This window comes from Enterobacter sp. MG-EB028, assembly GCF_056673305.1.
In genome coordinates, this window is record NZ_CP195079.1 from 4092209 (window position 1) to 4111254 (window position 19046).

General features: G+C 59.3%; 20 protein-coding genes. 14 read left to right on the top strand and 6 right to left on the bottom strand.

Annotation, left to right across the window (positions count from 1 at the left end; all coding sequences use genetic code 11):
* Window position 1 precedes the first annotated feature (1 nt).
* A complete protein-coding gene (gene ubiK, locus ACR42C_RS19325) occupies window positions 2-298 on the top strand; it encodes a ubiquinone biosynthesis accessory factor UbiK (protein WP_014071796.1) in 297 nt (98 codons plus the stop codon).
* Window positions 299-375: 77 nt separating this feature from the next.
* Here the strand turns inward: ubiK and hldE are convergent, their stop codons facing one another.
* Genes hldE through ACR42C_RS19340 form a run of 3 tightly spaced genes read right to left on the bottom strand, consistent with a single transcriptional unit; the run spans window position 376 to window position 6025 of the window.
* Window positions 376-1806 (bottom strand): bifunctional D-glycero-beta-D-manno-heptose-7-phosphate kinase/D-glycero-beta-D-manno-heptose 1-phosphate adenylyltransferase HldE, encoded by a 1431-nt coding sequence (hldE, locus tag ACR42C_RS19330; protein WP_116342100.1) that lies wholly within the window; start codon window positions 1804-1806, stop codon window positions 376-378.
* A gap of 40 nt (window positions 1807-1846) precedes the next feature.
* Window positions 1847-4702, bottom strand: a complete 2856-nt coding sequence (gene glnE / locus ACR42C_RS19335) for a bifunctional [glutamate--ammonia ligase]-adenylyl-L-tyrosine phosphorylase/[glutamate--ammonia-ligase] adenylyltransferase (RefSeq protein WP_479984464.1) — start codon at window positions 4700-4702, stop codon at window positions 1847-1849.
* A gap of 21 nt (window positions 4703-4723) precedes the next feature.
* Window positions 4724-6025, bottom strand: a complete 1302-nt coding sequence (locus ACR42C_RS19340) for a CYTH domain-containing protein (RefSeq protein WP_116342104.1) — start codon at window positions 6023-6025, stop codon at window positions 4724-4726.
* Between the two features lie 229 nt (window positions 6026-6254).
* Here ACR42C_RS19340 and ACR42C_RS19345 point away from each other — a divergent pair, with 229 nt between their 5' ends.
* Window positions 6255-6875, top strand: coding sequence for a TIGR04211 family SH3 domain-containing protein (locus tag ACR42C_RS19345; protein ID WP_028014457.1), 621 nt, complete (start codon window positions 6255-6257; stop codon window positions 6873-6875).
* A 61-nt stretch (window positions 6876-6936) separates the two neighbouring features.
* On the top strand, window positions 6937-8178 hold the full coding sequence (locus tag ACR42C_RS19350; protein ID WP_479984465.1) for a multifunctional CCA addition/repair protein: 1242 nt from the start codon (window positions 6937-6939) through the stop codon (window positions 8176-8178).
* A gap of 13 nt (window positions 8179-8191) precedes the next feature.
* Here ACR42C_RS19350 and bacA read toward each other — a convergent pair whose 3' ends face one another.
* Together bacA and folB are read right to left on the bottom strand one after the other, a co-directional pair.
* Window positions 8192-9013 (bottom strand): undecaprenyl-diphosphate phosphatase, encoded by an 822-nt coding sequence (bacA, locus tag ACR42C_RS19355; RefSeq protein WP_163329704.1) that lies wholly within the window; start codon window positions 9011-9013, stop codon window positions 8192-8194.
* 106 nt (window positions 9014-9119) lie between these two features.
* Entirely contained in the window at window positions 9120-9488 is a 369-nt protein-coding gene (gene folB / locus ACR42C_RS19360; protein ID WP_479984466.1) for a bifunctional dihydroneopterin aldolase/7,8-dihydroneopterin epimerase, read from the bottom strand.
* A gap of 107 nt (window positions 9489-9595) precedes the next feature.
* On the opposite strand from folB, the gene plsY reads away from it, so the two are divergent.
* Together plsY and ACR42C_RS19370 are read left to right on the top strand one after the other, a co-directional pair.
* Window positions 9596-10210: a glycerol-3-phosphate 1-O-acyltransferase PlsY gene (gene plsY / locus ACR42C_RS19365; RefSeq protein ID WP_061097029.1), complete on the top strand. Its 615-nt coding sequence runs from the start codon at window positions 9596-9598 to the stop codon at window positions 10208-10210.
* A 93-nt stretch (window positions 10211-10303) separates the two neighbouring features.
* Window positions 10304-11770, top strand: coding sequence for an MFS transporter (locus tag ACR42C_RS19370; protein ID WP_166712372.1), 1467 nt, complete (start codon window positions 10304-10306; stop codon window positions 11768-11770).
* A gap of 41 nt (window positions 11771-11811) precedes the next feature.
* Here the strand turns inward: ACR42C_RS19370 and ACR42C_RS19375 are convergent, their stop codons facing one another.
* Window positions 11812-12234: a MarR family winged helix-turn-helix transcriptional regulator gene (locus ACR42C_RS19375; RefSeq protein ID WP_163329706.1), complete on the bottom strand. Its 423-nt coding sequence runs from the start codon at window positions 12232-12234 to the stop codon at window positions 11812-11814.
* 142 nt (window positions 12235-12376) lie between these two features.
* Between ACR42C_RS19375 and ACR42C_RS19380 the strand changes: the two genes are divergently transcribed.
* The 9 genes from ACR42C_RS19380 to ureG all read left to right on the top strand — a co-directional run bounded on the left by ACR42C_RS19380 (window position 12377) and on the right by ureG (window position 19013).
* Window positions 12377-13390 carry an alpha/beta hydrolase gene (locus ACR42C_RS19380; protein WP_166712376.1) on the top strand — a complete coding sequence of 338 codons (1014 nt, stop codon included), beginning with the start codon at window positions 12377-12379 and terminating at the stop codon, window positions 13388-13390.
* A gap of 137 nt (window positions 13391-13527) precedes the next feature.
* Window positions 13528-14355, top strand: a complete 828-nt coding sequence (locus ACR42C_RS19385; RefSeq protein ID WP_166712378.1) for an urease accessory protein UreD — start codon at window positions 13528-13530, stop codon at window positions 14353-14355.
* Window positions 14356-14365: 10 nt separating this feature from the next.
* Window positions 14366-14668: an urease subunit gamma gene (locus ACR42C_RS19390; RefSeq protein WP_006811999.1), complete on the top strand. Its 303-nt coding sequence runs from the start codon at window positions 14366-14368 to the stop codon at window positions 14666-14668.
* 10 nt (window positions 14669-14678) lie between these two features.
* On the top strand, window positions 14679-14993 hold the full coding sequence (locus tag ACR42C_RS19395; RefSeq protein ID WP_163329709.1) for an urease subunit beta: 315 nt from the start codon (window positions 14679-14681) through the stop codon (window positions 14991-14993).
* A complete protein-coding gene (ureC, locus tag ACR42C_RS19400; RefSeq protein WP_479984467.1) occupies window positions 14986-16689 on the top strand; it encodes an urease subunit alpha in 1704 nt (567 codons plus the stop codon). Before ACR42C_RS19395 ends, ureC begins: the two co-directional genes overlap by 8 nt.
* Window positions 16690-16698: 9 nt before the next feature.
* The gene (gene ureE, locus ACR42C_RS19405) at window positions 16699-17163 is read left to right on the top strand and encodes an urease accessory protein UreE (RefSeq protein WP_116342125.1); all 465 of its coding nucleotides are present in this window, start codon (window positions 16699-16701) and stop codon (window positions 17161-17163) included.
* 9 nt (window positions 17164-17172) lie between these two features.
* Window positions 17173-17712 carry a HupE/UreJ family protein gene (locus ACR42C_RS19410; protein WP_166712384.1) on the top strand — a complete coding sequence of 180 codons (540 nt, stop codon included), beginning with the start codon at window positions 17173-17175 and terminating at the stop codon, window positions 17710-17712.
* A complete protein-coding gene (locus ACR42C_RS19415; protein ID WP_116342129.1) occupies window positions 17712-18386 on the top strand; it encodes an urease accessory protein UreF in 675 nt (224 codons plus the stop codon). The genes ACR42C_RS19410 and ACR42C_RS19415 overlap by 1 nt, the downstream gene beginning before the upstream one ends.
* A gap of 9 nt (window positions 18387-18395) precedes the next feature.
* A complete protein-coding gene (ureG, locus tag ACR42C_RS19420) occupies window positions 18396-19013 on the top strand; it encodes an urease accessory protein UreG (protein WP_166712386.1) in 618 nt (205 codons plus the stop codon).
* Window positions 19014-19046: the final 33 nt, after the last annotated feature.

The following is a 19046-nucleotide window of genomic DNA, read 5'->3' on the forward strand; positions in this document are numbered from 1 at the left end:
TATGATTGACCCGAAAAAAATTGAGCAGATCGCGCGTCAGGTTCATGAGTCCATGCCGAAAGGCATTCGTGAATTTGGTGATGACGTAGAAAAGAAAATCCGCCAGACGCTGCAGGCGCAGCTGGTTCGCCTTGATTTAGTCAGCCGCGAAGAGTTTGACGTGCAGACCCAGGTTCTGCTGCGCACCCGCGAGAAGCTGGCGCTGCTGGAACAGCGTCTGACCGAGCTGGAAAACCGTAATGCACCGGAAGAAGTGAAGCCAGCACCGGCTATTCCACCGGTGGACGACCAGGAGTAAGTGCGGCCTAATGCCCTCACCCCAGCCCTCTCCCACAGGGAGAGGGTGAAAAACGAACGGGCCAACAGGCCCATTTTTTACTGACTGTCTTTCTGGATCTTCTTGATGATGTTGGTGGTTGAGCACCCGTCCTCAAAGTTGAGCACCATCACTTCACCGCCGTTGGCCCAGACCTCTTCGCTGCCCGCGATTTGCTCCGGTTTGTAATCCCCGCCTTTTACCAGCAGGTCCGGCAGAATGCCGGCAATCAGGCGCTGCGGCGTGTCTTCTTCAAACGACACCACCCAGTCCACCGCTTCCAGCGCACCGAGCACGATCATACGCTGCTCCAGTGGGTTCACCGGACGCGTTTCGCCCTTCAGGCGCTTCGTCGACGCATCGCTGTTGACCGCCACAATCAGGCGGTCGCCCAGCTTGCGCGCGTTCGCCAGATACGACACGTGGCCCGCGTGCAGAATGTCGAACACGCCGTTGGTCATCACCACTTTTTCACCACGCTTGCGCGCGGCGGCAACGGCCACCTTCAGCTCGTCTTCGGTCATGACGCCAAAACCGGTGTCGGCGCGGCCGCGCACCGCGTTTTCCAGTTCGATTGGCGAAACGGTTGAGGTACCCAGTTTACCCACCACCACGCCCGCCGCGGCGTTAGCGAAGTAGCATGCCTCTTCCAGGGAGTTACCCGCTGCCAGCGTCGCCGCCAGCACGCCGATCACCGTATCGCCGGCACCGGTCACGTCGTACACTTCCTGCGCCTGGGTTGGCATATGCAGCGGCGCCTTGCCCGGCTGCAGCAGCGTCATCCCCTGCTCGGAGCGGGTCACCAGCAGCGCAGAGAGCTCGAAGTCAGCAATGATCTTCATGCCGCGCTCAACCAGTTCGTCTTCCGATTTACACTTGCCCGCCACCGCTTCAAACTCGGAGAGGTTTGGCGTCAGCAGCGTCGCGCCACGATAGCGCTCAAAATCGGTGCCTTTCGGGTCGATCAGCACCGGTACGCTGGCTTTGCGCGCCAGCTGAATCATCGTCTGCACGCTCGCCAGCGCGCCTTTGGCGTAGTCGGACAGCACCAGCGCGCCGATATTGCCCAGCGCCTGGTTGATACGCTCGTGCAGCGGCTCGGGGTCAACGCCTTCGAAACCTTCTTCAAAATCGAGTCGGATCAGCTGCTGGTTGCGCGACAGCACGCGCAGTTTCGTAATCGTTGGGTGGGTCGGAACAGAAACGAAGTCGCACTTCACGTTCACGTCCGCCAGCGACTTGCTCAGCGCGCGCGCCGCATCGTCGATGCCGGTCAGGCCCACCAGACGCGAGTGCGCGCCCAGAGAGGCAATGTTCATCGCCACGTTTGCCGCGCCGCCGGGACGTTCTTCAATGGTGTCGACCTTAACCACCGGCACCGGTGCTTCCGGGGATATGCGGCTGGTAGGCCCATACCAGTAGCGATCCAGCATCACATCCCCAACAACCATTACTCCAGCACGTTCAAACTCTGGCAGTGTTACTTTCATTCCTGACTCCAGAAAGATTCACAATTTGCGCGCGATAATATCACACTTGATTTGTTACGCACGGTTCCACCAGCCACTTCTGCCAGCTGGCCGTTACCTGAGCACGTTCATGAGCAAAACTGTCCAGCGCCACGTGCCCCGGTTCCTCCTGCAGCGCCAGGTGATGAAGCTCATCGCGCAGCGTGGTGTAGGCGCGGGTTAAGGCCTGGGCCTCCTGCTCGTCCATGATGTCGTTTTGCGCCAGCAGTTCCAGAATGCGCACATTATCGGACCAGCGCGTCAGCTTCGGCTTGTCATGGGCGTGCAGCAGCACCAGATACTGGGTGATGAATTCAATATCGGTAATCCCGCCCTCGTCGGCTTTAATATCAAAGCGATCGCGGTGTTTATTCCCGAGGTGCGCGCGCATTTTCTCGCGCATTTCGCGCACTTCCGTTTGCAGCGTGCTGCCATCACGCATGGTGGTCATAACCTCCTTGCGGATGATGTCAAACTGCGTTTTGAGCTGCGGATCGCCATAGACCACGCGAGCGCGCACCAGCGCCTGATGCTCCCACGTCCAGGCTTCATTCTTCTGGTAATCGGCAAACGCGTCCGTTGAGGTCACCAGCATACCCGCCGCGCCGGACGGGCGCAGGCGCGCATCCACTTCATACAGAATCCCCGACGAGGTGCGGGTGCTGAACAGGTGCATGATGCGCTGGGCCAGGCGCAGATAGAACTGACGCCCGTCAATCTCGCGCTCGCCGTCGGTCATCACGTCCGCCGGGCAGTCGTGCAGGAAAATTAAATCCAGATCGGAGCTATAGCCCAGCTCCCAGCCGCCCAGCTTGCCGTAACCAACCACCGCAAACCCTCGCCCCTCACGGTCAGCGAGGTGTTTCGGCTGGCCGTAGCGCGCCACCATCTGCACCCACGCCTGATGGACAACCGCATCAATAATCGCTTCCGCCAGCCAGGTTAAGTGATCGCTCACTTTCATCACCGGCAGCGTACCGGCGATGTCCGCCGCTGCGACGCGCAGCATCTGGGCCTGCTTAAACTGACGCAGTGCCTCCAGCTGTTGCTCTTCGTCCTCTTCCGGCACGCGCAGCAGATACTGGCGCAGCTCGTCCCGGTAGGCGTCCGTCGCCGTTGGCTGATACAGCGTGTTCGGGTCGAGCAGTTCATCCAGCAACAGCGGGTAGCGCGCCAGCTTGTTGGCCACCATCGGCGACGCGGCGCAGAGGGAAATCAGGTGCTTCAGCGCCCCCGGAAATTCGCTCAGCAGCTCAAGATAGGTGGTGCGCGTGATAATCCCGCTCAGCAGCGGCATCATGCGCGACAGCGGCACCGGCGCGTCCTCACGCGAGCAGACCTCGCTCAGCAGGTGCGGCATCAGATGATCCAGCACCTGACGACCGCGCGGGCCGATGGCGCGCTTGTTCAGCTCCAGACGGAAATCGGCAATTAAGGCCACCACGCGATGGCGGGCATCGTCGCTTAAGTGCGCCAGCACCGGCGTGGTGTCATCTTCCTGAAGCGCATCCTGCCACAGTTCGCGCCAGTGTTCGGAGAGCGCATCGTCCGGCGATTCACTTTCGTCGTCGCCGATCAGATCGTTAAAGATGCGGCGCACGCCTGCCATATGGGCATCCAGCCGTTCGGTCAACGTTGACCAGTCGTCCACGCGCATACCCCAGGCCAGACGCGCCCGGTTAAGGTCATCGCCCGGCAGGGTCTGGGTCTGTTCGTCGTTGATGCTCTGCAGCAGGTTTTCCAGACGACGCAGGAACAGATAGGCCTCGCGCAGGGTTTGCGCGTCGCTGTCCGGCAGCAGGTGCAGTTGCTCAATGGCGCTCAGCGTCGGCAGCAGCGAGCGGGACTGCAGCGACGGCTCGCGCCCGCCGCGGATCAGCTGGAAGACCTGAACGATAAATTCGATTTCGCGGATGCCGCCCGCGCCAAGCTTGATATTGTCCTTCAGCCCACGGCGGCGCACCTCGCGGGCGATCATCCCTTTCATATTTCGCAGGGACTGGATCACGCTGAAGTCGATGTAGCGGCGGAACACAAACGGGCGCAGCATGGCGCGCAGCTCGTTGGCGTAAGCGTCGTCGCTGTCGCCCATGATCCGCGCTTTGACCATCGCGTAACGTTCCCAGTCGCGTCCCTGCTCCTGGTAATAATCTTCCAGCGCGGCGAAGCTCAGCACCAGCGGACCGCTGTCGCCAAACGGGCGCAGGCGCATGTCCACACGGTAGACGAAGCCGTCCTGCGTCGGCTGGTCCAGCGCTTTAATCAGACGCTGGCCAAGGCGGGTAAAGAACTGGGCGTTGTCCAGCTCGCGACGCCCGCCGCGCGTGGAGCCGTTCTCCGGCCAGGCAAAGATCAGATCGATGTCGGAGGAGAAGTTCAGCTCGCAGCCACCCAGCTTGCCCATTCCCAGAATTAACAGCGGTTGCGGAACCCCTTCTTCGCTGCACGGCGTGCCCCACTCTTTACAGCAGACAGCATAGAGCCAGTCCCGCGCGGCGACGATCAGCGTCTGCGCCAGCTCGCTCAGCTGCTGCAAGGTGCTCTCTTCGCTCACCAGCTCCAGCGCCTGCGCCCAGGCAATGCGCACCATTACCCGGCGGCGGAACTGACGCAGAACGCGCATCAGCGTGGCCTCATCCGTTACATCTGCCAGCGCGGTTTGCAGCCAGCTGGCATAATGCCGCCACTCGTCAGCCTGCGGCGGCGCGCTTTCCAGCTCCGCCAGCCATTCCGGGTTAGCGCTGACGCTTTCCTGCACAAAATCACTGAACGTGAGCACGCTTTTCGCCTGCTCGCTTAACGATGACGCGGGTAACGACTCGGGCAGACGTTCGCAAACGGTCTGCCAGTGCTGCTGTAACTGCGAAGAAAGCGGCATATCAGGGGTTCCTTGCCAGAATTAACGTTTTCCGCTGTGCAGCCAGTACGGATCCTGCGAAATGGCCTCGTTGCGGAAATGCTCGATCTCAATCTGCTGACGGGTCTCAATGGCATGCTTAAGTCCCTGCCAGTTCTCCAGCCAGGCCTGCGCCTTCACGCCCTCATACGCACCGGACAGCAGCAACATACTGTCGATGTTACGCGCCAGACGGGGAAGCTGATCGCCGTACTGGTCGCCCAGCGGGTGTGCGAAGGTGGTTCTCAACTCGGCGGCGTGGCGGGAAAGATGGATATCCGCGAAGCGTTTGAAGTTATCCGCGATTTTGGTCTGCGCTTTTGCATCCAGGAAGGTGCGCCAGCCGCGCGTCACCAGAAATTCGGTCAACGCCAGTTTTGCCGCGGCATTTTGCGGGCTGTAAAGCGCGGTTTGCGCCGATACGTCGGAAAGCAGCAGCGTCTCGGTTTGGGTCAGCAGATCGCGTAAGTGAGCGCTTGCTTTACGCGGTACGATACCGCCAAACAGCGTCAGGGTATGACGCACCAGGCCAATAGCGGCCAGCACCTGTTTTTTGGCATTTTTCACGTTACGCGCCCACAGCTCCTCGTGGTACTGCCACTGAGAGAGCGCCAGCTCCAGCGCCGCTTCCATGCCCTGTTCAATGCTGGCTTTCGGCACGACGCGCAGAATAGGGGTCTCTCGCAGCACGCGTGGCGCATTTCCGGCAGCCAGGTGGTAGCCGCGCGCCGCTTTGCTCAGGCTGCCCTGACGTAACCCCGGCTGACTTACCAGCTTACGCGCCAGCTTCAGCACGTCGCTCGCCTCCCCTTCCAGAAGTTCCAGCTCCAGCTCACAGATCGGTTCCAGGCTCTCACCCGCCTTCACCTCGCCTAAATCCAGCGCGATCTCAATGCGACTCTTGCCTTCCGTCACCAGCCATTTCTCGCGAGCGAAATCGGTGCTGAACAGCGGCTGCACCTGTGTTGCCAGCGTGGCGGGCAGTTCGCCTTCCGGCCAGACTTCCGCCGGGAAACGTTCCAGCTCAAGTTCTGGCTTACTGATGTCGATATTATATTCCGGGCGCTGATGCAAACCGCCGACCACGCGGCCGGCGATTTTCATCGTCATCTCGTAGCGCCCGTGTGCGCCGCGGATGCGCAGCCCCATATCGTGGTTGCGCAGCCAGTTGTCCGGCGTTTCGTAGTAGATGTTGAGCAACTGTACGGGTTCATGGTGCTCGCCGGAGAGCGTATTCAGATGCTGACGGAGCGCGTCAACGCTGTCTTTTTCGACGATAAATTTTAATTCGATTTCCTGAGCCATAGCCTTGTACTTTTGCGGGCGTCACAGACGCGTCAATGAGGGCGAACTTCCTCGCCATTTATTTGTCAGTACATAGTATTTTGCGCCAAATTGCCATGCAATGAGCAATTTGTCGGGCGTAAATGTGTAGAGTCGTGACACAGATGATTCTGATTGCTGACGAATGCTTTGCGTAGAGACACTGTTGCCACTACTATCGTTCCACTATTTATGAAAATAACGACTAATGATGCTTAAATTACGCCTGATTGGACTTACTTTACTCGCTTTTAGCGCCGCAACCGCAGTGCACGCTGAAGAGAAGCGTTACGTTTCTGACGAACTGAACACCTGGGTACGCAGTGGCCCCGGAGATAATTATCGCCTCGTGGGTACGGTGAATGCCGGCGAGGAAGTCACCCTGTTACAGACCAACGCGGAGACCAATTACGGTCAGGTTCGCGACAGTTCCGGCCGTACCTCCTGGATCCCGATGAAAGAGCTGAGCACCGTGCCAAGCCTGCGCACCCGCGTGCCGGACCTGGAAAACCAGGTGAAGACGCTGACCGACAAGCTGAACAACATCGACGGGACCTGGAACCAACGCACCGCCGAAATGCAGCAGAAAGTGGCGCAGAGCGACGGCGTGATCAACGGTCTTAAAGAAGAGAATCAAAAGCTCAAAAACGAGCTGATCGTCGCGCAGAAAAAAGTGAACGCCGCGAACCTGCAGCTTGATGACAAACAGCGCACCATTATCATGCAGTGGTTTATGTATGGCGGCGGCGTACTGGGCGTAGGCCTGGTGCTGGGCCTGGTCCTGCCGCATCTGATCCCAAGCCGCAAGCGTAAAGACCGCTGGATGAACTAATTCGTCTTCTCTGCCAGACTTACGTATTATCTTGCGAAAAGAGAAAACGGGAGTGTTGGGCGTGAAGAGTTATCTGGTCGGTGGTGCGGTACGTGATGCGTTGTTAGGTCTGCCGGTCAAAGATAAAGATTGGGTGGTGGTGGGTGCCACCCCGGAAGAGATGCTCGACGCGGGCTACCAGCAGGTAGGCCGCGATTTTCCCGTGTTTCTGCACCCGAAAAGCCGGGAAGAGTACGCCCTGGCGCGTACCGAGCGGAAATCCGGTTCCGGCTATACGGGCTTCACCTGCTACGCCGCGCCGGATGTGACGCTCGAGCAGGATTTGCTTCGCCGCGATCTCACCATTAACGCCCTGGCCCAGGACGAAGACGGCCATATCATTGACGCCTACGGCGGGCAGGATGACCTGCGCGACCGTCTTTTGCGTCACGTCTCCCCGGCATTTTCTGAAGATCCGCTCCGCGTTCTGCGCGTGGCGCGTTTTGCCGCGCGTTACGCCCATCTGAGCTTCCGTATTGCCGATGAGACGATGGCGTTGATGACGGCCATGACCGAGGCGGGAGAACTGGAACACCTGACGCCGGAGCGCGTCTGGAAAGAGACGGAAAATGCCCTCACCACCCGCAACCCGCAGGTCTTTTTCCAGGTCCTGCGCGACTGCGGCGCGCTGAAGGTACTGTTCCCGGAAATCGACGCGCTGTTTGGCGTCCCCGCGCCGGCGAAATGGCACCCGGAAATTGATACCGGCGTGCACACGCTGATGACCCTGAGCATGGCAGCCATGCTCAGCCCTGACGTGGACGTGCGCTTTTCCACCCTGTGCCACGATCTCGGCAAAGGCTTAACGCCGAAAGAGTTCTGGCCACGCCACCACGGGCACGGCCCGGCAGGAGTGAAGCTGGTCGAGGGACTATGCCTGCGCCTGCGCGTGCCGAACGAGATCCGTGACCTGGCGAAACTGGTGGCCGAGTTCCATGACCTGATCCACACCTTCCCGATCCTGAAGCCCGCCACCATCGTGAAGCTGTTCGATAATATCGACGCCTGGCGCAAGCCGCAGCGCGTCGAGCAGATTGCGCTGACCAGTGAAGCCGACGTTCGCGGCCGTACCGGGTTTGAAGCGTCCGATTACCCGCAGGGACGTTTGCTGCGCGAAGCATGGGAAGTCGCAAAAGCGGTGCCAACGAAAGATGTGGTTGAGGCAGGGTTTAAAGGCCCGGAGATTCGCGAGGAGCTGACGAAACGCCGGATTGATGCAGTAGCGGCGTGGAAGGAAAAACGTTGCCCTCAGCCGAAAGAGTGAGGGCAACCCGTCATCAGAAGAAGACCACGTACACCGCAGCAGCGACGATAAAGCGGTAGATCGCGAACGGAATGAACGAGATACGCTTAATCAGCTGCAGGAAGGTTTTGATGGCAATCAGCGCCACGATAAACGCGGTGATGAAGCCGACGGCGAACATCGGAATGTCGCCAGCCGTCAGGAAGTGATAGCTTTTATAGACATCAAGCACGGTGGCGCCCATCATCATTGGCACCGCCAGCAGGAACGAAAACTCGGAAGCCGCGTAACGGCTTACGCCCATCAGCATCCCGCCTGAAATGGTCGCACCTGAACGGGAGAAGCCCGGCCACAGCGCCAGACACTGGAAGCAGCCAATCATAAACGCCTGGCGATAGGTCATATCGTCCAGACCTTCCGCACGCGGGGTTTTTGGCTTCAGCACTTCCGCGGCAATCAGCAGGAAGCCACCCACCACCAGCGCGTACATGACGTTAATCGGGTTAAACAGCGATTTAATGGTGTCGTGGAATACCAGCCCCAGCACCACCGCCGGGACCATCCCGAGCAGGATATGAATCAGCGTCAGGCGGCCTTTGCCCTCGCCTTCGCGCTGCGGCAGCCGGCCAAAATGAATGCCGATCAGGCCAAACAGACGGCGCCAGAACATCACCACCACCGCCAGAATCGAGCCCAGCTGAATCACCACCTCAAACGTCTTTGCGGTATCGCCTTCAAAGCCCAGCAGATGGCCAACGATAATCATATGGCCCGTACTGGAAACCGGCAAAAACTCCGTCAATCCTTCGACCACACCCAGAATTGCCGCCACCAGCAGCGAGTGCATATCGCTCATCTATAAACCCCTAAAAAAAGATATAAAAAACGGTGTCCACGCGGACAACCGTGAAAGATACAGCCTTAAGACCGATATAACCTAAAATGGTTTAGCAATTATGACGTTAAATCTTTCCTTTCAGATTTGTGCCACGCTCGATAATCACGCCCACATTGGCCGCGCGCGCGACCGCACCCGGCTTGCTCAGCTTGATGCGTACCCACGGTGAGTTGAATTTGGTCAGCAGCAGTTCCGCCACTTCCTCCGCCACGCGTTCCACCAGCGCAAAACGTTGTCCTTCCACGTGGCCGATGACCGCTTCGCTGATGTCGGCATAGCTCAGACAGTCATTCACGTCATCGCTTTTTGCCGATTTGCGGTTATCCCATCCCATTTCGATATCGAACACCAGTTTCTGCTCGACGGTCTGTTCCCAGTCGTAAACACCAATTGTGGTGATTACCGAAAGTTGCTCTATAAATACAATATCCATCACGACCTGCCTGCTTTTTGGCTAAACCGGATACCACTTCCGGCGAATTATGCGTATTATCCACAGATGCTGAGAATACAGATACATTTTCAAAACGGAACAGCGTTATGAGTGCAATCGCGCCTGGAATGATCCTCCTCGCCTATCTTTGCGGCTCAATCTCCAGCGCCATTCTGGTCTGCCGCATTGCCGGGTTACCTGACCCGCGTGAAAGTGGTTCCGGGAATCCGGGAGCGACCAACGTGCTTCGAATTGGCGGCAAGGGAGCAGCCGTAGCGGTTTTGATTTTTGATGTTCTGAAAGGGATGCTACCCGTCTGGGGCGCCTATGCGCTGGGCGTTACGCCGTTCTGGCTCGGTCTTATCGCCATCGCCGCCTGCGTCGGCCATATCTGGCCCGTTTTCTTTGGTTTTAAAGGCGGAAAAGGCGTTGCGACGGCCTTCGGTGCGATTGCACCTATCGGCTGGGATCTCACCGGCGTAATGGCCGGGACGTGGCTGCTCACCATTCTTCTGAGCGGCTACTCGTCGCTGGGCGCTATCGTCAGCGCGCTGATCGCTCCGTTCTATGTCTGGTGGTTCAAACCCCAGTTCACCTTCCCGGTGTCAATGCTCTCCTGCCTGATCCTGCTGCGCCATCACGACAATATTCAGCGCCTGTGGCGTCGTCAGGAAACCAAGATCTGGACTAAGCTCAAGCGCAAGAAGAAAGACGCTAAATAAAGCGTTCGTTATGCCTTATAACCAAATGTGATTTTGGTCACCTTCTGCCTGTGGTAACTGTTAGAGACACAACACAACCACACAAAAAGAAAAATGGCAGAAATCACAGATTCAACTCCCCTTTCAACGGCAGGGATCCCCTCTGACGGCGACATTCAGTGGGTGCGCAGTGCATCGGATGTATCCCGTCTCGTTAATGACGGCTCACAGGGCCGGGCCAACGCCCGTATTGTGGTGGGTATCGCGCTGGGCGGGATTTTCCTCGACGCCTACGATCTGGGCGCGCTGGCGTTCGGCATTAAAGACATCACCCGCGAGTTTAACCTGACGCCCGCCGGTACCGGTATGGTGGCTTCGGCCATTACCTTTGGCGCTATCGTCGGGGCGCTGCTCGGCGGTTACCTCACGGATAAAATCGGGCGCTACCGCGTTTTTATGGCTGATATGGTGTTCTTCGTAGTGGCAGCCATCGCCTGCGCGCTGGCCCCGAACGAATATGTGCTCGCGGGCGCCCGCTTCGTGATGGGGCTCGGCGTGGGGATCGATCTTCCCGTGGCGATGGCGTTCCTAAGTGAGTTCGCCAGGCTGAAAGGCCCGGGAAATAAGGCCTCCAGCGTCGCGATGTGGTGCCCCACCTGGTATGCCGCCATCAGCGTCTCCTACCTGCTGGTGCTGTTCTTCTACGCCGCGCTGCCGGAGAGCCACAGCGACTGGCTGTGGCGTTTGATTCTCGGCTTTGGCGCGGTGCCCGCGCTGGTGATTATCGCCATTCGCAGCCGCTATATGAGCGAATCTCCGGTCTGGGCGGCGAATCAGGGCAACCTGAAGGAGGCGGCGTCGATTTTACGCCAGTCGTATAACATCAATGCCCACGTGCCGCAGGATGCGCTCAGCCAGCCTGCACCTGTGGTGAATAAAGCGAAATGGTCAAACTATCTGAACCTGTTCCGCGGCATATACTTACGCCGCACGACGCTCGCCACGCTGCTTTCCGTCGTCTCGTCGTTTGCCTATAACGCCGTGGCGTTTGGCCTGCCGGTGATTATTTCAAGCTTCTTTGTGCAGTCGATGCTCACCACCATTCTCATTTCACTGGTGCTTAACCTGCTGTTTGCCTTCGTCGGCGGACTGCTGGCGGTACGCTACGTGCCGCGCTTCGGCGCCTGGCGGATGTCGCTGGCGGGTTATGCCTGCCAGCTTGTCGCATTGCTTGGCCTGGCGCTGATTGGCCGCCCTGAAGGCGCTTCTGAAGGGGTGCTTGCCGTCGCGATGCTGGCGCTGTTCCTGTTCGGTCAGGGATTTGGCCCGGGCGCGCATACCATGACGTTCGCCTCGCTGAGCTACCCGACCTCGCTGCGCGGCGTGGGCGTAGGCCTCAACCAGACGCTGATGCGCAGCAGCTCCACGCTGTCGCTGTTCCTGTTCCCGCTGCTGGTTGCGTCTCTCGACACTGCCGTGTTCTGGGTGATTGCGCTGGCGCCGTTTATCGGCCTGGCGTCGCTGCTGGCGATCCGCTGGGAGCCGTCCGGCTATGACGTGGATGCGGAGGACTACCGGTAACGACACATCGCTTCGGTGGGTTCACCCCCACCGAAGGGTTTTTACAAATCGTCGAGCAGCGTCCGGGAGAGTTTTTTTAGCATTTCAAGCTCATCATCACTCATCCGCATGCTGCAGCGAATCTGGTCCGGCAGCGCCATCACCCGTTTTTTCAGTTCTTTCGCCTTATCGGTCAGTACGACACTTTTCATCCTTTCATCCCCCACAACCGCGATACGGTTGAGGAATCCTTTTGCCTCAAGCTTCTGAACCAGCGGGGTCAATGTGCCTGAATCAAAATAGGTCTTATCGCTGAGATCGCGAAGCGGGATGTTGTCTTTCTCATAAAGCGCCATCAAAACAACAAATTGCGGATAGGTCAGATCCATCTCCTGCAGCAGGGGGCGATACTGGCGCACGAAGGCATTGGTAACCGAATACAGCGAGAAACACAGCAAATCATCTAATGTTTTGTTTTCTTTCATTTTTCTATCAACCTGAATCTGTTGTCTAAAAAAAATTATAAATAATATTTGACCAAAAGTATCTTGTGCGCAAGTATTACACCAACAACTAAATAGCGCACTACTTACATATCCAATCAAATACGTTAAAAGAGGTACCACCATGAAAACATTAACCGCCATTCTCGTTTCTTCCGTCTTCGCGTCAGCAGCGGCATCCGCCCAAACCATCAATACTCCGGCCCCGACCGCAGGCGTACAGGCGTTTCTTAATGTCCTGAACTCTGGCAAAGGGAAACCGATGGAACAGATGACCCCGCAGGAGGCCCGCCAGGTACTGATCGGCGCACAACAAGGTGCCAAACTGCCGCCCGCTCAGGTTTCTGAGAAAACGATCCAGGTAAATGGCCAGGCCATAAAACTGAAAATAGTGAAACCTGAAAACGCCAGCGGCGCGCTCCCCGTCTTTATGTTCTTCCACGGTGGCGGTTGGGTGCTGGGTGATTACCCAACCCACGAACGCTTGATCCGCGATCTGGTTCGCGCATCAGGCGCCGCTGCGGTTTACGTCGATTACACCCCGTCACCTGAAGCCCATTTCCCGGTAGCAATCAATCAGGCCTATGAGGCGACAAAATGGGTAGCCGAGCACGGCCAGGAAATCGGCGTGGACGGTAGCCGTCTGGGTCTGGTGGGTAACAGCGTGGGCGGCAACATGGTGGCTTCCGTGGCGCTGCAGGCCAAACAGTTCAATGGGCCAAAGATTCGCTACAACGTCATGCTCTGGCCGGTTACCGATGCGAACTTTGATACTGCCTCGTATAACCAGTTCGAAAATGGCTATTTCCTGTCAAAAAACATGATGAAATGGTTCTGGGATAACTACACCACCAGCGCTGCCGATCGCAACAATATCCTTGCCTCTCCGCTTCGCGCCACGAGTGCACAGTTGAAAGGCTTCCCGGAAACGCTGATTCAGACAGCTGAGCTGGACGTTCTGCGGGATGAAGGTGAAGCATTCGGGCGTAAACTGGATGCAGCTGGCGTCCCGGTGACCGTCACGCGCTATAACGGCATGATCCACGACTACGGCCTGCTTAACCCGCTGAGCCAGGAGCCGACGGTTAAAGTCGCCCTTGAGCAGGCAGGTGCAGCATTGCATGAACACCTGAAATAGGATCGTCATGCTTCACGCTGAGCACGGCCCCGGGCCGTGCTTTTTTATTTCCTCTATCCATAAGCGACTCATATGACAGCCTTCATTTCCGCCAGGGCATACTGAAACGACCCCGATGGTGAGCAGATGGATGCAGCATGTTAGCAGCTCAGGTCACTGATAATACGTATAAAGGCTGGCAGGCGTCGCTTGCCCTGCAGTTTTGTCACGCCCCTGAGAAAACCCTCCTGCACTCCGCTCACCACGTCGGGCCGCTTACGGTTCAGCGGCCGTTTTACCCTGAAGGGGAAACGTGCCACCTTTACCTGCTGCACCCGCCCGGCGGCGTCGTGGGGGGCGATACGCTGGACATTTCCGTTCGGCTCGATGCCAAAAGCCACGCGCTTATCACCATGCCCGGCGCCAGCAAGTTCTACCGCAGCCGCGGCCCGCAGGCGCGTCTGAGCCAGCACTTTTACCTTGATAACGACGCCACGCTGGAGTGGCTGCCGCAGGACACCATTATCTTCCCCGGCGCGAACGCCGCGCTGCGCTCCGTTTTTCATCTGAAGGCCTCCAGCACGCTGCTGGCGTGGGAGCTGTACTGTCTGGGTCGCCCGGTTATCGGTGAGACCTTCAGCCACGGCACGATGGAGAGCCGCCTTGAAATCTGGGTCGACGACGGGCCGCGCCTGATTGAGCGCCAGCATCTTAGCAACGGCGATCTCACGCCCGTCGGCGGGCATCCGTGGATCGGCACGCTGCTGTTCTATCCGGCCCGGGAAGAACATCTCGACACGGTGCGCGCGCTGCTCGCCCCGCTGGAAAATTATGCCGGGGCAACGCTTACCGATGACCTGCTGTCGGTGCGTTTTCTCTCCCACGACAACCTGATTTGCCAGCGGGTGATGCGCGACATCTGGCAGTCGCTTCGCCCGCTTCTCACAACCAAAACCGCCTGTTCGCCGCGCATCTGGCAGACATAAGAGAAACGTTATGGAACTGACTCCCAGAGAAAAAGACAAGCTGTTGCTGTTCACCGCCGCGTTGGTTGCCGAACGCCGCCTCGCGCGCGGGGTAAAGCTCAACTACCCGGAATCGGTCGCGCTGATCAGCGCCTTCATTATGGAAGGCGCCCGCGATGGCGAAACCGTCGCCTCGCTGATGGAGGCGGGCCGCCACGTCCTGAGGCGCGATCAGGTGATGGAGGGCGTCCCGGAAATGATCCCGGATATTCAGGTGGAAGCCACCTTCCCGGACGGTTCCAAGCTCGTCACCGTCCACAACCCGATCGTCTAAGGAGCGCGTGATGATCCCAGGTGAATACCAGATCCAGCCCGGCACTATTACGATCAACGTCGGGCGAGAAACCCAAAGCGTGATTGTCGAAAACCACGGCGACAGGCCGATCCAGGTCGGCTCGCACTACCACTTTTACGAGGTCAACCCGGCGCTGAAGTTTGACCGGGAAACCACCAAAGGCTATCGGCTGAACATCCCGGCGGGTACTGCCGTGCGCTTCGAACCCGGCCAGAAGCGGGAAGTGACGCTGGTTCAGGTGACGGGCGCGCAGCGCATTTTTGGCTTTCGCGGCGAGGTGATGGGCGAGGTGAAACATGGCTGACATTTCACGCCAGGCCTATGCCGATATGTTCGGCCCCACCACCGGCGATAAGGTCCGGCTTGCAGACAGCGAGCTGTGGATAGAAGTGGAGGACGATCTCACGATCTACGGCGAAGAGGTCAAATTCGGCGGCGGGAAGGTGATCCGCGACGGCATGGGCCAGGGACAGATGACCGCGGACGGCTGCGTGGATCTGGTTCTCACTAATGCGCTGATCGTCGATCACTGGGGGATCGTGAAGGCCGATATCGGCGTGAAGAACGGAAGGATCTTTGCCGTCGGTAAAGCCGGGAACCCTGACATTCAGCCTGGCGTGACGATCCCGATTGGCGCGGCAACGGAAGTGATTGCCGCCGAGGGGAAGCTCGTCACCGCCGGCGGGATCGACACCCACATCCACTGGATCTGCCCGCAGCAGGCGGAAGAGGCGCTGGTCTCCGGCGTCACCACCATGATCGGCGGCGGCACCGGACCGGCGGCGGGCACCAACGCCACCACCTGCACGCCGGGGCCATGGTATATCGCCCGCATGCTGCAGGCTGCCGATACGCTGCCGGTGAATATCGGCCTGCTCGGCAAAGGTAACGGCTCCAACCCGGATGCCCTGCGCGAGCAGATCGCCGCGGGCGCCATCGGGCTGAAGATCCACGAAGACTGGGGCGCGACGCCTGCGGCGATCAACTGCTCGCTGGAAGTCGCGGAAGAAATGGATATTCAGGTGGCGCTGCACAGCGACACGCTGAACGAGTCCGGGTTTGTCGAAGACACGCTGGCAGCTATCGCCGGGCGCACCATCCACACCTTCCACACCGAAGGCGCGGGCGGCGGCCACGCGCCGGATATTATCACCGCCTGCGCGCACCCGAATATTCTGCCCTCTTCCACCAACCCGACCCTGCCCTACACGGTGAACACCATCGACGAGCATCTCGACATGCTGATGGTCTGCCATCACCTCGATCCGGATATCGCCGAGGACGTGGCGTTTGCCGAATCGCGCATTCGCCGGGAAACCATCGCCGCGGAAGACGTGCTGCACGACATCGGCGCGTTCTCGCTCACCTCATCAGATTCACAGGCCATGGGCCGCGTCGGGGAAGTCATTATCCGCACCTGGCAGGTGGCACACCGCATGAAGGTCCAGCGCGGCGCGCTGCCGGAAGAGACGGGCGAGAACGATAACTTCCGCGTGAAGCGCTATGTCGCCAAGTACACCATTAACCCGGCGCTCACCCACGGCATCGCCCACGAAGTCGGTTCGATTGAGGCGGGCAAGCTTGCGGATCTGGTGGTCTGGTCCCCGGCGTTCTTCGGCGTCAAGCCCGCCACCATCGTCAAGGGCGGGATGATAGCCTGTGCGCCAATGGGTGATATCAACGCCTCGATCCCTACGCCGCAGCCGGTGCATTACCGTCCGATGTTTGGATCGCTGGGCGCCGCGCGCCACGCCACACGGCTGACGTTTATCTCGCAGGCCGCCAGTGCGAACGGCATCCCGCAGCAGCTCAACCTGCAGAGCGCCACCGCGGTGGTGAAAGGCTGCCGGACGGTGAAAAAGGCGGACATGATCCACAACGGTTTACAGCCGAACATCACCGTCGACTCACAAACCTATGAGGTGCGCGTCGACGGCGAACTGATAACCAGCGAACCGGCCGACGTTCTGCCGATGGCGCAACGCTATTTCCTGTTTTGAGGAGTAATGATGATCTATTTAACCCAACGTCTGGACCATGCGCACCCGATCACCGCCAGCGTCACGCTGCCGATTGACGTGCGGGTGAAAAGCCGTGCACGCGTATCGCTGAACGACGGGCGCGAAGCCGGGCTGATGCTGCCGCGCGGCCTGCTGCTGCGCGGGGGCGACCTGCTGACCACCGACGACGGCAGTGAGGTGATCGAAGTGATCGCAGCGGCTGAGTCCGTCTCCGTGGTGCGCTGCGCCGACCCGTTCCTGCTGGCCCGCGCCTGCTACCACCTGGGCAACCGCCACGTGCCGCTGCAGGTCATGCCCGGCGAGCTTCGCTATCACCACGACCACGTTCTCGACAACATGCTGCGCCAGTTCGGGCTGGACGTAACCTACGCCAGCCTGCCATTTGAACCGGAAGCGGGCGCGTACGCCAGCGATGCCCACAGCCACAGCCATTCTCACGCTCATTCACATTAAGGACTCCTAATGCGCAAGTATTTACCGCTGTTTCTGCTGGCCGTTTCCGTACCGGCGCTCGCCCATCCCGGCCACGGTGCCGACAGCTTTCAGGCCGGCTTTCTCCACCCGCTAACCGGGCTCGATCACCTGCTGATGCTGGCAGGCGCCGGCGTACTCTCGGCGCTGAGCGGCCGCAAGCTCCTGCTGCCGTTTGCCACCCTCGGCATGATGCTCGTTGGCGCCATTGCGGGCAACCTGCTCGGCGGCTTCAGCGGCATGGAGATGCTGATTATCGCCTCGCTGGCGGTATCCGGCGTGATGATGTTTAAAACTGAAAACCGTCTGCTGCTGGCGGTGCCTGCCCTGGCGATGTTCCACGGCTGGGCGCACGGCGTGGAGATGTCCGGCCACAACTTCTGGCTCTTCACCAGCGGCTTTATGTTCGCCAGTGCCACGATGCTGTGCGCCAGTTTCGCCGCAGGGCTGCTGCTTCGCCGTCACGACGGCCTGCGTAAAACCTTCGGCGGCGGGCTGATCGTCTCCGCCCTGCTGGCGCTGATGAGCTGATGGAGCACGCCCGCCAGAGGCTGCGCCTGATGCAGCTCTCCAGCAGCAGCCTGCCGGTCGGGTCGTTTACCTGGTCACAGGGGCTGGAGTGGGCCGTTGAGGCGGGCTGGGTAACCGACGCCGGGGCCTTTAAACGCTGGCAAATTCAGCAGATGGAGCAGAGCTTTTTCTGCGTCGATCTGCCGCTGTTTATCCGTCTTTATCAGGCCTGTGAGCGTAGCGATCTTACAAGTGCAAAACGCTGGACGGCATACCTGCTCGCCTGCCGGGAAACGCGCGAGCTGCGCGAAGAGGAGCGCAACCGCGGGGCGGCCTTTACCCGTCTGGTTAAAAGCTGGGAGCCGGACTGCCCGGCAGAGTGGCTGTCGCTGTTTGCGCAGAGCCAGCTCTGCGGCATGGCGTGGCTTGGCGTTCGCTGGGGCATTGGCGCGCATGAGCTGGCGCTGAGCCTCGGCTACAGCTGGATAGAGAGCGCGGTGATGGCGGGCGTCAAGCTGGTGCCGTTTGGGCAACAGGCCGCGCAGCAGCTGATTATCGAGCTGAGCGACCACTACGCCGCTGGTTTTGAACAGGCATTTTTACGTCGCGACGACGCGCTGGGGGCAGCAACGCCGCTCTCCGCCATCGCCTCCGCGCGCCACGAAACCCAATATTCACGACTATTCCGTTCCTGAGGAGTCAACATGGCTGATTACAAACATCCCCTGCGCGTGGGCGTGGGTGGCCCGGTAGGGTCGGGAAAAACCGCGCTGCTGGAAGCGCTCTGCAAGGCAATGCGCAACACGTATCACCTGGCGGTGGTGACCAACGATATCTACACCAAAGAGGATCAGCGCATCCTCACCGAGGCGGGCGCGCTGGAGCCGGAGCGCATCGTGGGCGTGGAGACGGGCGGCTGTCCGCATACTGCCATCCGCGAAGATGCCTCAATGAACCTGGCGGCGGTGGAAGCGTTGAGCGAGAAGTTCGGCAATCTGGATCTGATCTTCGTTGAAAGCGGCGGCGATAACCTGAGCGCCACCTTCAGCCCGGAGCTGGCGGATCTGACCATCTATGTGATCGACGTTGCCGAAGGGGAAAAAATTCCGCGCAAGGGCGGACCGGGGATCACCAAATCCGACTTTTTGGTGATAAACAAAACCGACCTCGCGCCGTACGTGGGGGCGTCGCTGGAGGTGATGGAGCGCGATACTAACCGCATGCGCGGCGAGCGTCCCTGGACGTTTACCAATCTTAAAGCGGGAGACGGTTTAGCGACGATTATTGCGTTTCTGGAAGAGAAAGGGATGCTGCGGATGTAGTTGTAAATTTCCCTCTCCCCTGTGGGGAGAGGG